General features: G+C 63.9%; 15 protein-coding genes. 7 read left to right on the forward strand and 8 right to left on the reverse strand.

Annotated elements, in window-relative coordinates; all coding sequences use genetic code 11:
- The first annotated feature begins 244 nt into the window (after positions 1-244).
- From AC1RUR_RS23855 to AC1RUR_RS23865, 3 genes are all read left to right on the forward strand, one after another.
- Entirely contained in the window at positions 245-2,053 is a 1,809-nt protein-coding gene (locus AC1RUR_RS23855; RefSeq protein WP_492848452.1) for a PHA/PHB synthase family protein, read from the forward strand.
- 83 nt (positions 2,054-2,136) lie between these two features.
- Positions 2,137-2,535, forward strand: a complete 399-nt coding sequence (locus AC1RUR_RS23860) for an MAPEG family protein (protein ID WP_492848454.1) — start codon at positions 2,137-2,139, stop codon at positions 2,533-2,535.
- Between the two features lie 20 nt (positions 2,536-2,555).
- Entirely contained in the window at positions 2,556-3,422 is an 867-nt protein-coding gene (locus AC1RUR_RS23865; RefSeq protein ID WP_492848456.1) for a Rossmann-fold NAD(P)-binding domain-containing protein, read from the forward strand.
- 33 nt (positions 3,423-3,455) lie between these two features.
- Here the strand turns inward: AC1RUR_RS23865 and AC1RUR_RS23870 are convergent, their stop codons facing one another.
- The 4 genes from AC1RUR_RS23870 to AC1RUR_RS23885 all read right to left on the reverse strand — a co-directional run bounded on the left by AC1RUR_RS23870 (position 3,456) and on the right by AC1RUR_RS23885 (position 6,545).
- A complete protein-coding gene (locus tag AC1RUR_RS23870) occupies positions 3,456-4,049 on the reverse strand; it encodes a class I SAM-dependent methyltransferase (protein ID WP_492848458.1) in 594 nt (197 codons plus the stop codon).
- 92 nt (positions 4,050-4,141) lie between these two features.
- Complete coding sequence (gene argC / locus AC1RUR_RS23875; RefSeq protein ID WP_492848460.1) at positions 4,142-5,125, reverse strand: N-acetyl-gamma-glutamyl-phosphate reductase; 984 nt, start codon at positions 5,123-5,125, stop codon at positions 4,142-4,144.
- Positions 5,122-5,790: an FMN-binding negative transcriptional regulator gene (locus AC1RUR_RS23880; protein WP_492848462.1), complete on the reverse strand. Its 669-nt coding sequence runs from the start codon at positions 5,788-5,790 to the stop codon at positions 5,122-5,124. Before AC1RUR_RS23880 ends, argC begins: the two co-directional genes overlap by 4 nt.
- A 224-nt stretch (positions 5,791-6,014) precedes the next feature.
- Positions 6,015-6,545 carry a DedA family protein gene (locus tag AC1RUR_RS23885; RefSeq protein WP_492848464.1) on the reverse strand — a complete coding sequence of 177 codons (531 nt, stop codon included), beginning with the start codon at positions 6,543-6,545 and terminating at the stop codon, positions 6,015-6,017.
- A gap of 271 nt (positions 6,546-6,816) precedes the next feature.
- Between AC1RUR_RS23885 and parE the strand changes: the two genes are divergently transcribed.
- Positions 6,817-8,862 (forward strand): DNA topoisomerase IV subunit B, encoded by a 2,046-nt coding sequence (parE, locus tag AC1RUR_RS23890; RefSeq protein ID WP_492848466.1) that lies wholly within the window; start codon positions 6,817-6,819, stop codon positions 8,860-8,862.
- 429 nt (positions 8,863-9,291) lie between these two features.
- The gene (locus tag AC1RUR_RS23895; protein ID WP_492848468.1) at positions 9,292-10,080 is read left to right on the forward strand and encodes an outer membrane protein; all 789 of its coding nucleotides are present in this window, start codon (positions 9,292-9,294) and stop codon (positions 10,078-10,080) included.
- 64 nt (positions 10,081-10,144) lie between these two features.
- Here AC1RUR_RS23895 and AC1RUR_RS23900 read toward each other — a convergent pair whose 3' ends face one another.
- Positions 10,145-10,783 carry a hypothetical protein gene (locus tag AC1RUR_RS23900; protein WP_492848470.1) on the reverse strand — a complete coding sequence of 213 codons (639 nt, stop codon included), beginning with the start codon at positions 10,781-10,783 and terminating at the stop codon, positions 10,145-10,147.
- Positions 10,784-10,922: 139 nt separating this feature from the next.
- Here AC1RUR_RS23900 and AC1RUR_RS23905 point away from each other — a divergent pair, with 139 nt between their 5' ends.
- The gene (locus tag AC1RUR_RS23905; RefSeq protein ID WP_492848472.1) at positions 10,923-11,108 is read left to right on the forward strand and encodes a hypothetical protein; all 186 of its coding nucleotides are present in this window, start codon (positions 10,923-10,925) and stop codon (positions 11,106-11,108) included.
- A gap of 21 nt (positions 11,109-11,129) precedes the next feature.
- Positions 11,130-11,900, forward strand: coding sequence for an SDR family NAD(P)-dependent oxidoreductase (locus AC1RUR_RS23910; RefSeq protein WP_492848474.1), 771 nt, complete (start codon positions 11,130-11,132; stop codon positions 11,898-11,900).
- Positions 11,901-12,007: 107 nt separating this feature from the next.
- Here the strand turns inward: AC1RUR_RS23910 and AC1RUR_RS23915 are convergent, their stop codons facing one another.
- From AC1RUR_RS23915 to AC1RUR_RS23925, 3 genes are all read right to left on the reverse strand, one after another.
- Positions 12,008-12,775 carry an outer membrane protein gene (locus AC1RUR_RS23915; protein WP_492848477.1) on the reverse strand — a complete coding sequence of 256 codons (768 nt, stop codon included), beginning with the start codon at positions 12,773-12,775 and terminating at the stop codon, positions 12,008-12,010.
- Between the two features lie 179 nt (positions 12,776-12,954).
- Positions 12,955-14,193, reverse strand: coding sequence for an FAD-dependent oxidoreductase (locus AC1RUR_RS23920; RefSeq protein WP_492848479.1), 1,239 nt, complete (start codon positions 14,191-14,193; stop codon positions 12,955-12,957).
- Positions 14,194-14,625: 432 nt separating this feature from the next.
- Positions 14,626-14,820, reverse strand: a complete 195-nt coding sequence (locus AC1RUR_RS23925; RefSeq protein ID WP_492848481.1) for a hypothetical protein — start codon at positions 14,818-14,820, stop codon at positions 14,626-14,628.
- Positions 14,821-14,824 lie beyond the last annotated feature (4 nt).

Genomic DNA, 14,824 nt, shown 5'->3' on the forward strand with positions numbered 1-14,824 from the left:
CCCTACTCGTCCCAAAGCACGGCCCCGGGGCAACCTTACCCAAGACCGCGCCCAAGCTCAAACCATTGCTGCCCAAATGGTGCGAGCGAGAAAACACCCCGGGTCCACCAAACCGAGCGGTGCGGCTCGATTGTGACGGAACCAAGAAGATTTGTCGCAGTGCAACACATCTTCGAGAGTGTTTAACGTCAAAGATGCGAGCTTCGCGGTGACGAATACGGAATGAATCGTTACTGTTCTGCTCATGAGTATGGCCACGACTGACACGCCCAAACCCGAGACGAAGTTCGATGCCGAAGCCTTCGCGATGAATGTCGCGCGGGCGATGGAGAGCGGCGGCAAGGCGCTGGCCGCCTACCTCAAGCCGCGCGAGAGCGGCGAGGTGCAGGACCGTCCGCCGGCCGAGCTTACCGAAGTCGTCAAGACCTTCGCCTCGGTCGCCGAATATTGGCTGTCGGATACGTCCCGCTCCTCCGATCTCCAGACCAAGCTCGCCAAGGACTATCTCGACCTCTGGGGTTCGGCGACGCGCCGCATGGCCGGTCAGGACGCCCCGCCCGCGATCGCTCCATCGCCGCGCGACAAGCGCTTTGCCGATCCGGAATGGAAGTCGAACCAGTTCTTCGATTTCGTGATGCAGCTCTATCTGCTCACGACGAAGTGGGCGCAGGAGCTGGTGCGGGATGCCGAGGGGCTCGATCCGCCGACACGCCGCAAGGCGGAGTTCTATATGCAGCAGCTGACCAACGCGCTGTCGCCGTCGAACTTCGTGCTGACCAATCCGGAGGTGCTGCGCGAGACGGTGGCCAGCAGCGGCGGAAATCTGGCGCGCGGCCTGACGATGCTGGCCGAGGACATCGCGGCCGGCAAGGGCATGCTGAAGATCCGCCAGTCCAACCCAGACAATCTCGTCGTCGGCGTCAACATGGCGACGACACCCGGCAAGGTGATCTACCAGAACGAGATGATGCAGCTCATCCAGTATTCTCCGACCACGGAGAACGTGCTGCGCACCCCGCTCCTGATCGTGCCGCCCTGGATCAACAAGTTCTACATTCTCGATCTCAAGCCGGAGAAGTCCTACATCAAGTGGTGCGTCGACCAGGGCATCACCGTGTTCGTGATCTCATGGGTCAATCCCGACAAGCGGCTCGGCAACAAGAGCTGGGAAGACTACATGAAGGAAGGCCCGCTCACGGCGATGGACGTGATCGAGAAGGTCACCGGCGAGATGAAGGTGCACACCGCCGGCTATTGCGTCGGCGGCACGATGCTCGCGACCACGCTGGCCTGGCTCGCCGAGAAGCGCCGCCAGCGGGTGTCGTCGGCGACGTTCTTCGCGGCGCAGGTCGACTTCACCCATGCCGGCGATCTCCTCGTGTTCGTCGACGAGGAGCAGATCGCATCGCTCGAGCAGGACATGAAGGCCGCCGGCGTGCTCGAAGGCTCGAAGATGGCGATGGCCTTCAACATGCTGCGCTCCAACGACCTGATCTGGTCCTACGTCGTCAGCAACTATCTGAAGGGCCAGCAGCCGAGCGCGTTCGACCTGCTGCACTGGAATTCGGACGCGACGCGCATGACCGCGTCGAACCATTCCTATTACCTGCGCAATTGCTACCTGGAGAACCGGCTGTCGACCGGCACGATGGTGCTCGACAACACGCTGCTCGATCTCTCCAAGGTCATGGTGCCCGTCTACAACCTCGCCACCCGCGAGGATCACATCGCACCGGCCGAGTCGGTGCTGTACGGCTCGCAATTCTTCGGCGGCCCCGTGAAATACGTGCTGTCGGGCTCGGGCCACATCGCCGGCGTGGTCAACCCGCCTGCCTCCAACAAGTACCAGTACTGGACCAACGACAACATCAAGGACGTCAGCGTCGCCGAATGGATGAAGGGCGCGGTCGAGCACAAGGGCTCGTGGTGGCCGGACTGGCGGCAATGGCTGGGCGAGCTCGATCCCGAGGAAGTCCCGGCGCGCGCAGTCGGCAGCGAGGCGCTCCCGCCGATCGAGGATGCACCCGGCAGCTATGTCCGGGTTCGCGCGTAGCGGGAGCTTCCTTGCGCATAGCGCAATCTTGCGCGCTTGTATAAGCTCGCTTTCAGCACAGTGACGGATGAGGGGACCGGGTTATGACGCGTGAATTGTTCTGGCTGACACTGACGGTGATCCTCACCGGAATCCTCTGGATTCCCTATGTCCTCAACCGCTGTCAGGTCCGCGGCCTCGGCGGCGCCATGGCCAATCCCTCGCGCAACGACAAGCCGCATGCCGAATGGGCCAACCGGCTGATGTTCGCGCATGACAACGCGGTCGAGAACCTCGTGATCTTCGCGCCGCTGGTCCTGATCCTGAACGCGATCGACTATTCCTCGAAATGGACCGTGCTTGCCTGCGCCGTCTATTTCTGGTCCCGCGTCGCGCATCTGATCGTCTATGCGCTCGGCCTGCCGGTGTTCCGCACCCTCGCCTTCACCGTCGGCTTCCTCGCCCAGGCCGTGCTGGCGCTGGCGATCTTCAGGGTGTTCTAGGCGCGCCGGGATGTGCGCTCATGCCTAGCGATTCTCCTCGGGATTTCGTTCATTTCCACGACCTCGGCGCGGACACGATCCTGTCCATCGCCGACCGCGCGCAGGTCCTGGCTGCGGCGTGGAAGGATCGTTCCATGCCGCAAAGTCTCATCGGCAAGCGCGTGGCCATCATCGCGGACGACAGCGGATGGAGGAATACGACCGCGTTCGACCTTGGCGTGAAGGCCATGGGCGGCATCTGTGTGCAGCCTCCAGTGAGATTCAATGTCCATGAGACGACGGCTGATCTCGCCAAATATCTCGACAACTGGTTCGACATCCTGATCGTGCGCACCCCCGAATTGTCGACCTTGCAGGAGCTTGCATCGAACGCGACCGCGCCAGTCGTCAATGCGAGAACGCGATCGAATCACCCTTGCGAGACGCTGGGCGATCTCGCTTATGTCAGCGGCAAGCGAGGAACGCTTGAGGGGCTGAAGGTCGTCGGCGTGGCGCCCGATGCCAACATCCTTCGCTCGTGGGTTGAAGCCTCCATCGCCTTGCCGATCAAGGTGACCCAGGCCTATCCGGCGCATTGGCATATCCGGGACATCGCAAGTCCGGGGTTCACCGCCAGCACCGATCTCGACGCGTTGTACGATGCGGACGTGATCATCACGGATTGCTGGCTCGGCGGGGCGCACGACGAGCAACTCGCAAGCTACCGGATATCTGCCTCGCTGCTCGACAAATGCCGGCCCGATGCGATTTTCCTCCCCTGTCCGCCGGTGACCAGGGGCCAGGAGGTCACGGCCGATGCGATGAGCCATGCCACGTGCCAGAGCACGGTGGCGAAAGCGTATCTGCTGCATGCGCAGAACGCCCTGCTGGAATGGATCGCCGCATGATCGGCGCCGGCGATCTCTCGGACATCAGAAGGATCAGGCCGCAGCCTTCCGCACGACGAGATTGAGCATATTGGCCGGCGTCTCGTCGAAACTCTGGATCACGTTGGTGTCGGATGTCAGCGTGATCCACGGACCCGCGCTGGCGTAGGTCGCTTCAAGCCATTCAGGCGATGCGTAGTTGTAGTAGCGCCCGAGGCTGTCGCGTCCGTCGCTCTCGCCCATCTTGTAGCTGGCATAGAACACGCCTGACGGTTTGAGCGCGCGATGAATTCGTCCGAGGATGCCGGCGAGGTCGTCGCGTGGGACATGCAGCAGGCAGGCGCTCGCCCAGACGCCGTCATAGGCCTCTTGCGCGTCCAGCTGATCGAACAGCATCGCCTCGACGGGATGACCAAGCCGCCGCGACGCGATCTCGGCCATTTCCGGCGAGCCGTCGGTCGCACGCACCGAAAAGCCTTCGGCCAGCATCACCGCCGAATGATTGCCGGCACCGCAGCCGAGCTCGAGGATTGCGCCTCCCGGCGGCAGCAACGCGAGAAAGCCGCTCAGCCGCGTCGAGGGGGCCTTCGCCCAGCCGGCATAGGCCTCGGCGTTACTCCGATAGAACGCGAGCGTAGGCTCATCCATTTGTCATGACACTCCCGGAGCCAGCGTTTCGGGCCCCGGCTCTGCAGCGCACCGCCAAGGCGCTGCGCTGCGTCCGGGGGCACAAGACTGCCCTACTCCTCCGGCAATCCCAGCATCAGCCGCATGTTCTGCACGGCCGCGCCCGAGGCACCCTTGCCGAGATTGTCGAGCCGGGCCACCAGCACCGCCTGGTGGTACTTGTCGCTGGCGAAGACGTAGAGCTCGAGCATGTTGGTCTCGTTGAGCGCCTCCGGCTCGAGCCGGCCGCCCTTGGTCGCCTCGTTCTGGAGCGGCATTACCGAGACGTATTTCGAGCCGGCGTAGCGTCTGGCCAGCGCGGCCTGCAGACCCGCACCGCTCGGCTTGCCCGGCAGCGTGTCGAGCTGGAGCGGGACCGACACCAGCATGCCCTGCCGGTAGTTGCCGACCGAGGGAATGAAGATCGGCCGCCGCGTCAGGTTCGAATAGAGCTGCAGCTCCGGCAGATGCTTGTGCTCGAAGCCGAGGCCGTAGAGCTCGAAGGACGGCGCGCTGCCATCTTCGAAGCTCGCGATCATCGACTTGCCGCCGCCGGAATAACCGCTCACCGCATTGACGGTGACGGGATAATCTGATGGCAGCAGCCCGGCATCGACGATCGGCCGCAGCAGCGCGATGCCACCGGTCGGGTAGCAGCCTGGATTGGAGACCTTCTTCGCGGCCCTGATCTTGCCGGCCTGGTCCGGCGTCATCTCGGCAAAGCCATAGGCCCAGTCCGGCGCGACCCGGTAGGCGGTCGAGGCGTCCAGCACTTTCGGCGCAGAGGTGCCCATGCTGTCCACCAACGCAACCGTCTCCTTGGCAGCATCATCCGGCAGGCAGAGGATGACGAGATCGACCTGCTCCATCAGCGCCTTTTTGGCCGCGGGATCCTTGCGCTTGTCGTCGGCAATGGTCTTCACGACGACGTCGTTCTGGAGCTTCAGCCGCTCGTTGATGCCGAGCCCGGTGGTGCCGGAGCCGCCGTCGACGAAGACGGTGGCGGGCTTCCTGGTGACGCCGGTGGTCGGGGCTTTGGTGGTGTCCGTGAGGCTCATGGCGCGCTCCTTTCGAGCTTGTTGGTTTCGGCCGCGAAGGCTTCCGGCCTCACGTCCTGCATCAGCTGCGCGATCTCTCGGGCGTCGGCATGGGCTTGCGCGCCGAGCGCATTGGCGATCGCAGTATAATCGGCGTCGGATTTGTGCTGGTTGAGCTTGAAGCTGCCTTCGACCTCTTCAACCGTCATGACCAGGCCCACGATCGCCTTCTTCATTGCCTCGAGCCGGCCCGCCGTCATCTTTCCAGACGTCCACGGCTTCTTCGGCGATAGCCAGCTCTCGAACTTGTCGCTGAGCGTATCGATCTGCACCGACAGCTCGTCATCCGACAGCAGCCGCACCGGCCCGGTCAGATGCACCGACTGGTAGAGCCAGGTCGGCACCTGGTCCGGCGAGACGTACCAGTCCGGCGAGACATAGGCATCGGGGCCGTTGACCGCGAGCAGCCAGGAGGCCGTCCCGTCCGCAAGCCTTAGCAGCGGATTGTGACGGGCAACATGAAAGGCAGCCTGCGGCGTGCCGTCATCGGCATAGGTCAGGTAGAACGGCAGCGGCGAGGCGACCGGCTTGTGGCCGTCGAAGGCGCACATGGTGCCGAAGCCGCGCGCGTCGGCGAACTTCAGGCTGGCGGCGCGGTCCGGCTTGAAAAAGGGGGGCGTGTACATCGTGGTCTCCTGCTGGGCCTCCTTGGGGGCCGCCGGATCAGATCGCGCTGACAGGAGAGAGAATGCCGCGGATCGGGTCCAGCGGCAAAGACGATGATCTCAAACGCGATCGACCGCCCAAACCGCTAAGGAGCGGCGGCGGCGACGGGCGAACAGGATGGTCGCGGCGTTGATCATGGCGCGGGGCTATAGGGCCAGATCTGGTTCCCGTCAAGGTTCAGGTGTCAAATCACCCGCCAGAGCCATTCCATCAGCTTGGCGATCACATCGCCGAACAGCAGCAGCGCCGCCGACCAGACCAGCGCCGAGACGAAATTGGCGGCCTGGAAGCTCCAATAAGGCATCTCGAAAATGCCGGCGGCGAGCGGCACGGAGGCGCGCAAGGGGCCGAAGAAGCGCCCGATGAAGATGCTGGGCACGCCCCAGCTCCGCACGAAGGCCTCCCCCTTCGGAAGCAGTTCGGGATAGCGCGAGAGCGGCCACATCTGGGCGACCTTCTCCTTGTAGCGGAAGCCGAACCAATAGGAGACCCAGTCGCCGAGCGCCGCGCCGAGGCCGCCGGCGATCCAGACCGGATAGAAGCTGATGCCGCTCGCCCCGATCAGCGCGCCGATGGCGACCAGCGCGCCCCAGGCCGGGACCAGGAGCGAGATGAAGGCGAGCGATTCCCCGAATGCCAGCAGGAACACGATCGGAGCCGCCCAGGCCTGGTGAGCGCGCACGAAGTCGGCCAGCGCGTGCGCAAACTGCTCCATTCCAGATCGCCTTCCCGCCCCGTCACAGGTTCCACTCGATGGGAAAGACTGGTAGGACGAGGGCTCGCGTGACATCAAGTCACAAAGCCCGACCAGGCGCGGCTGGATCGTCAAATCGGCGGGAATGCGCGCGTTTCGGCGCAAAATAGCCGGGATTGGCCCTCAACGAGGCACCGACCCAGCCCCCGATGCCACCCTTTTCCGGCCAGCCATGGCATAGTCACGCCAACCGATTCGCCGCCCACGCGGCCCTCAAAACGCATCAAGACATATGTCCAAGCAGTTGAAAACCAAAGCAAAAGACGACCTGTTTGAAGGCAACGAGCCGAAGCCTCGTGCGCCCGCCAAGGCGGCCTCGCGGGCAACCGGCGGCGAAGCCGACTACACCGCAGCCGACATCGAGGTCCTCGAAGGCCTGGAACCGGTGCGGCGCCGGCCCGGCATGTATATCGGCGGCACCGACGAGAAGGCGCTGCATCACCTGTTCGCCGAAGTCATCGACAACTCGATGGACGAGGCACTGGCCGGGCACGCAACCTTCATCGGCGTTGAACTCAGCGCGGACGGTTTTCTCACCGTCACCGACAACGGCCGCGGCATCCCGATCGATCCGCATCCGAAGTTCCCGAAGAAGTCGGCGCTCGAAGTCATCATGTGCACGCTGCATTCGGGCGGCAAGTTCGACTCCAAGGTCTATGAGACCTCGGGCGGCCTGCACGGCGTCGGCATCTCCGTGGTGAACGCCCTCTCCTCGCTGCTCGAGGTCGAGGTCGCGCGCAGCCAGAAGCTCTACCGCATGACGTTCGAGCGCGGCCATCCAAAGGGCAAGCTCGAGGATCTCGGCAAGATCAACAACCGCCGCGGCACGCGCGTGCGTTTCAAGCCCGATACCGACATCTTCGGGCCTAAGGCCGCGTTCAAGCCGCAGCGTCTGTTCAAGATGACGCGCTCCAAGGCCTATCTGTTCGGCGGTGTCGAGATTCGCTGGAATTGCGCGCCCGAGCTGCTCAAGGGCGTCGAGGACGTGCCGGCGGAAGCGACGTTCCACTTCCCCGGCGGGTTGAAGGATTATCTCGCCGCCGCGATCCACGCCGACACGCTGGTGCATCCCGACATCTTCTCCGGCAAGTCGGGGCGCAACGGCGCGCATGGCGCCTGCGAATGGGCTGTTGCCTGGACCGCGGATGCCGACGGTTTTCTCTCCTCCTACACCAACACCGTGCCGACGCCCGATGGCGGTACGCATGAATCGGGCCTGCGCAGCGCGCTGCTGCGCGGCCTGAAGGATCACGCCGAGCGCGTCGGCCAGGGCAAGCGCGCCTCGTCCATCACCTCGGAAGACGTGATGGTGGGCGCAGCCGTGATGCTCTCGGTGTTCGTGCGCGAGCCTGAATTCCAGGGCCAGACCAAGGATCGTCTCGCCACCGCCGAGGCACAGCGCATCGTCGAACAGGCGATGAAGGATCCGTTCGACCATTGGCTGTCGGGCAATCCGAACATGGCCAACCGGCTGCTCGATTTCGTGATCGACCGCGCCGAGGAACGGCTTCGCCGCCGTCAGGAAAAGGAAACCGCACGCAAGACCGCCGGCAAGAAGCTGCGCCTGCCCGGCAAGCTCGCCGACTGCACCGACGCCGGCACCGATGGCTCTGAGCTCTTCATCGTCGAGGGCGACTCGGCCGGCGGCAGCGCCAAGCAGGCGCGCGACCGCAAGACGCAAGCGGTGCTGCCGCTGCGCGGCAAGATCCTCAACGTCGCCTCCGCCGGCAAGGACAAGCTGACGGCGAACGCCCAGCTGTCCGACCTCGTGCAGGCGATCGGCTGCGGCACGCTCGCGCAGTACCGCGAAGAGGATCTGCGCTATCAGCGCATCATCATCATGACCGACGCCGACGTCGATGGCGCCCACATCGCTTCGCTGCTCATCACCTTCTTCTACCGGCAGATGCCGCGGCTGATCGACGAGGGCCACCTCTTCCTGGCGGTGCCGCCGCTCTACAAGCTGACCCACGGCACGAAGTCGGTCTACGCCCGCGACGACAAGCACAAGGAAGAGCTGATCAAGAGCGCGTTCAATGCCAACGCCAAGGTCGAGGTGAACCGCTTCAAAGGCCTCGGCGAGATGATGCCGGCGCAGCTCAAGGAGACCACCATGGATCCGGCCAAGCGGACCATGCTGAAGGTGGTGCTGCTCGCCGACGACCGCGACACCACGGCGGATTCGGTGGAGCGCCTGATGGGCACCAAGGCCGAGGCGCGATTTGCGTTCATCTCGGATAAGGCCGAATTTGCCAACGACGACCTGCTCGACGTCTGACGTCGCGCGCTCCGGTCAAAAAGCCCCGGCTGAGCCGGGGCTTTTTTCGTTTTTGGAGACGATACCGCCCTGTCCCAGCGGTTCACGCGGGGCGCCACCGGCGACACGCCGCACGCCAGCCCGCGACTCGGCCAGCGACTCAGGGGGCGCCAAGGCTGAGGCAGGATTGCCTCCGTTTCGGACAAAGCTGAATTCGCTAACGAAACCTTACCCGAAACGCAACTTCAAAGGACCCCTTAAGGCACTGGAATCATGCCTCTTTTCGCGAATCCGCGATCTCCGCCCCGAGGCCCGGCCGGCTGGCGTTTTCCGGCGACTGTGCCTGCCCTGCAACAGCATTTCAGCGAGAACCGTCTATAGTTCCGGCATCAGATGACACGGACTTCAGTGCGCTCGCGCCTGCTACAGACCAAGGTTGGGGATTTTATCATGAAGAAGATTTTGCTGGCTCTGACCGCGGTTGCGGCAATGACCGGTTCGGCCTCGGCCGCTGACCTGGGTGCCCGTCCCTACGTGAAGGCCCCGATGGCTGCTCCGGTTGCCAATTGGACCGGCTTCTACGTCTTCGGCGGTGGCGGCGGCGGCATCTGGAGTGCTGACACCGGCGTTGACTCCACGGTGACCGGCGCTCCGCTCCTTGGCTTCAATCAGCGGCAGGGCGGCAACGGCTGGTACGGTACGGTCGGTGCCGGTTACGACTGGCAGTTCAGCGGCACTTGGGTTGCTGGCGTGTTCGCCGATGGTCAATTCGGCAGCCTGAAGGGCACGATCCAGGATCAGGGTCCGTTCTTCGCGGGCAACATCAAGAACGACTACTCGTGGGCCGCAGGCGCGCGTCTCGGCTATCTGGTCGCTCCGAACGTGCTGTCCTATGTGAACGCCGGTTACTCCAGCTCGCACTGGAAGGGTACGACGCTGTTCAACACGATCACCTCTGTTCCGGGCGGCTTCCACACGGACGGCTTCACTCGCGGCGGCTGGTTCGTCGGTGGCGGCGTCGAGAACAACCTCAACATCTTCGGTGTTTCTGCTCCCGGCTGGTTCATGAAGACCGAGTATCGTGCTGCCTACTACGACAAGAAGGCCATCTCGGAGCTGAGCGACGTCGGAAACATTTCGAACGGCCGCGACATCACCTTCAAGCCCTTCGTGCAGACCATCAGCACCTCGCTGGTCTACCGCTTCAACTGGACCGGTCCGGTCGTCGCAAAGTACTGATCTGACCTCACATTCAGACGTCAAAGCCCCGGCACCGTCCGGGGCTTTTTCGTTGTGCGATGCTTCAGCGGCTGACGCTTGCCTTGAGCGACCGGTACGCCTCCCCAAGCTGGTTCTCGATCTTCGTCCAGTCGGCATCGGTGATCGCTTCGCCCCGCGCATCGCGAAGCGCCATGGCTTCCGCCCGGGCGATGCCGAACTGCCTGATGCCGGAATCATCAGCGCCCTTGCCGTAGGTCAGCGCGGCCACGCGAGCGATGGTGAGGCCATAGTCGCGCGGAGCCGCCGCCTCGCGGCGCGCCTGCCACCAGTCGAGTTCGAGACGGGCCGCCTCCCCGACGTCGAACGCCACCGGTGCGGCTGGCGCAAAGGCGCGGTAGTAAGCCGCGAGGGCCGGCAGCGCCGCATCGGCCTCCTGGCGCGACCGCGTCGGCTGGAACGTCCTGGCGGCCTCGGCCGCGCTGAATGCGGCAAGCAGGCTTTGAAGCGGAGAAAAGCCGAACTGCGTCCGAATCGATTCGTAGAGATGATAGAACAGCGCGGCATAGCGCTTGTCGTAATAGTCGCGCCACATCGCGGTCTCCAGCCGCGCCATTTCGGCAGGATCGAACGCCCGCAGATCCGCATGACGGGGCATGACGGCATAGGCCGCAACCAGCGCGGTCGCGGCCACCGCCCCCAGGATCATCTTGCGCACCGACATGCGTCCTCCCGGCAGGCCTGCATCCACGGCCATTGTGTCCTGACCGAAGCTACGGCTAGTCTGGCGAGAAGTTTTCGTGGCCGCGGCAAACATTGATGCCGTGGGCCGCGACAGAAGCAGACCAAACGGGGAGGAATGCATGCGCAGATTTCTGCTGATCGCAGGCCTGTTTATCCTCGCCGTCGGGCTGCTCTGGATCGGACAGGGCACCGGTACGGTTCCCTGGCCGCGATCGAGCTTCATGGTCAACCAGCTGCAATGGGCCGGCTATGGCGCAGCCACGGCCGGTTTCGGGCTGGTCCTGATCTGGCAAAGCAACCAATAGAAGAAACCAGGGAATGAAAGCATGACATCCAGCCGGTTCGATCTCCGCGGCAAGGTCGCCATCGTCACGGGAGGCAATGGCGGCATCGGGCTCGGCCTGGCGCACGGGCTCGCCGACGCCGGCGCCAATATCGCCGTGGTCGGACGCAACGAAGCCAAGTCGGCCACGGCCGTTGCCGATCTCAGACAGCGCGGCGTGAAGGCGATCGCCGTCACCACCGACGTGACCGACAAGACGGCCATCGCCGCGATGGTCGACCGCGTCGTCAAGGAACTCGGCCGCATCGACATCCTCATCAACAACGCCGGCATGAGCATCCGCAAGCCGCCGCACGAGCTCGAACTCGACGAGTGGAATACGGTGATCAACACCAACCTCACCAGCGCCTTCCTTTGCTCGAAGCTGGCTTATCCGGCGCTGAAGGCGTCCGGCAACGGCAAGGTGATCAACATCGGCTCGATGATGTCGATCTTCGGCGCGAGCTTTGCGACGGCCTATGCGGCGAGCAAGGGCGGCATCGTGCAGTACACGCGCGCCTGCGCCAATGCCTGGGCGCCCGACAACATCCAGGTCAACGCCATCCTGCCGGGCTGGATCGACACCGACCTCACCCGCGGCGCGCGGCAGCAGGTCTCGGGATTGCACGAGCGGGTGCTGGCGCGCACGCCCGCAGGGCGCTGGGGCGAGATCGACGACTTCGCCGGCATCGCCGTGTTCCTCGCCTCGCCCGCCTCGAACTTCGTCACGGGCACCGCGATCCCCGTCGACGGCGGGTTCTCGGTGATGGCTTGAGTTCAACCCCGCACGCGGGAAAGCTGCACGCAAAAAAGAAGCCCCGGCAATGCCGGGGCTTTGAATTTGGGTCGTGATCGTTTTTTTGCTGCTTGGTCGTTTGTTGCTCAGTAGCGCGCGATGACCGGCGCGTCGAACTTGTAGCTGGCGCGCACGACGGCCCACTGGATGTCGCGCGGCTTGGCGTCGAAGGTGTAGTTACCCGAGGTGCCGCCGAGCTGATAGGTCTGGCTGCCGAAGGCCGCGTAATTGTATTCGAGGCCGACGATCCAGTTGCGGGTGATGCCGTATTCCCAGCCGGCGCCGACGGTCCAGCCGTTGGCCCAGTGGGTCTGACCGCCCGAGCCCGTCGCCACTCCGACCGTGTCGGTGACCGAGAGGCGGTTGTTCACGCCAGCATAGCCACCCTTGATGTAGAACAGGTTGTTCTGCACGGCGAAGCCGGCACGACCGACGACGGTCGCGAGCACGTTGGCGCGCCAGGTGAAGACGTCGTCAGCGGCACCGATGGTGGTATTCACTGCCGTGCCCTTGTTGTCGAGGCCGGAGATTGTGCCTTCCATGCCGAACACGTAGTTGTTGGCCTGCCAGTTGTAGCCGATCTGGGCACCGCCCATGATGCCCGAACTGCGCTGGCGGAAGCTATCGCCGGGCGCGAGGTCGCCAAACGGTGCACCGACCCCGTTGTTGATGGCCTGCTCGTTGGTCCAGGCGCCACCGATATGGCCGCCGACATAGAAACCGGTCCAGTTGAACAGCGGCTCGACATAGGCGGGCGCCTTGGTGTAGCGCGCACCGAGATCGGCGGCGGAGGCAGCACCGGTCGAGACCAGAGCGGTCGTGCAGGCGAAGGCGGCAATCAATTTGTTACGCATGGTACATCCCGTGTCCTTTGATGGGTGCACGCTCACACGCAGGTCTTACTCAAATTTGAATCAACAAAGTTAAGACGCCGGATTGGCAGGACGCGGTCCGTGAATCCGATTGCGCTGTTGCACGCACGCAACGCGCCGCGCGCGCTTTAACGCGACGTTATCCCTACCGAATTGTAGCGCTACGATCCCGGCGTGGCCTTCGAATGCACGTGCTCGGGCCGCACGCCGAGCGCGAGCAGGCGCGCCGGAATGCCCTGCAGCCATGGCACCGCGGTGATGAGGCGCACGGCCAGCGGCACCTTCAGCGGCCGGTCGCCGCCCTGCAAGGCGCCGCTGATGATGTTGTTCTGCACGATCACCTGCATGCGTTGCGTCATCTTCACCGGGAACGCGCGCCGGCGGCGCACGGCATCGAGCTCCTCCTCGGTTGGGCAACCATGCGCAAGCTTTTCCGCGAGCAGGTTCGCGGTCGCGACCGCATCCTGCACGGCGAGATTGACGCCGACGCCGCCGATCGGCGACATCGCATGTGCGGCATCGCCGATGCACAGCAGGCCCGGCCGCGTCCAGCGCGTCAGGCGGTTGATCGCGACGGTGAGCAGCTTGAAATCGTCGAAGCTCTTCACATCGGCAATGCCGCTGCGAAGCACCGGCGCCATGCGCACGACGTCGTCGCGCAGAGCCTGCAATCCCCTCGCCTTCACGGCCTCATATTGTCCCTTGGCGATGACATAGGCGCATTGCCAATAGTCGCCGCGGTCGAAGGTGATCATCATCTTGCCGGGCTCGACGCGCGCGAACAGGTTCTCGGTCTCGTCCGCCTTGCGGCCGGCACGGAACCAGAGCACGTCCATCGGTGCGCCGATCTCCTCGACCTCGAGACCGGCACGCTCGCGCACCGTCGAATGCCGGCCGTCGCAAGCAATGGTGAGATCGGCCTCGATATCGATGGTTCCGTCGGGCGTCCTCGCCCGCACGCCGGCGATCGTCTCGCCGCGCCGGATCAGATCGACGACTTCCGTGTCCATCATCACCTTGAGCGAGGTGAAGCGCTTGCCGGCCTCCCGCAGGAAATCCAGGAAGTCCCATTGCGGCATGAAGGCGATGAACGGGTACTTCGTGTGCAGCCGGCTCAGATCGGCGATCCGCACCGGCGTGCCGCCGAACAGGCCGTCCATCGTCTGCAGGCGCTGATGCGGCAGCTTCAGGAAGCCGTCGATCAAGCCGAGCTCGTCCATCACTTGAAGCGTCGAGGGATGCACGGTGTCGCCGCGAAAGTCGCGAAAGAAATCCGCATGCTTCTCCAGCACCACGACGTCGATGCCGGCGCGCCCGAGTAGGTAGCCGAGCATCATGCCGGCAGGTCCTCCGCCGACGATGCAACACCGAACTCGGATCGGCCGTCGATCGGATGTCATGTGCGGCTACAACGCGCTCTGTCGCTCGGAATCTGCGGATGAGTGTAACGCCACTTGAGGTCGACTGCAGTCTCGATTTGTCCGGCCAAGCCTTGGCGATGCCGGGTGGCGGCCGCAAGTTCTTTGCCTTTGGGCGGCCGACATCGATCGGCTGCTCCGGGAACGGAGATGGCGGCCGCTCGGCTGGCTCCGCCGTCCGGAGCAGTAGCCATACGGATTTCCTGAACCGCCGATTCTCCCTAGGATTCGACTCAGACCAAGGACACAATTAAAGATTGCATGACGGAACAAGATCGCGCCGCGAATGAACGCGACGGCCGCGACGGCAAATGGGCGGGAGATAACAATGATCGAGGCGTTGCAGATAAATTTCGCGCTATGGGGAATGATCCTCTGCGCGTTGGTCAAGATCAGTCAATTTCTGACAGTGATCTAGCTGAACATCATCCAATTGATGACGGCAATCGCGGCACGCACAATGACATAGAGCCAACAGATGGTCGCGATTCCGACTGCGGTCAGATAAGCGCCGGCAAGGGCACGTTCCCCAACAGGCGGCTTGGTGACGCCGAATTGTTCGGCATCGATGCGGGCGTCCAGGCTTGCTTGGTTAGCGATGTTCGACATGCTC

The sequence above is a fragment of the Bradyrhizobium sp. GW821-FHT12B03 genome (assembly GCF_058807535.1).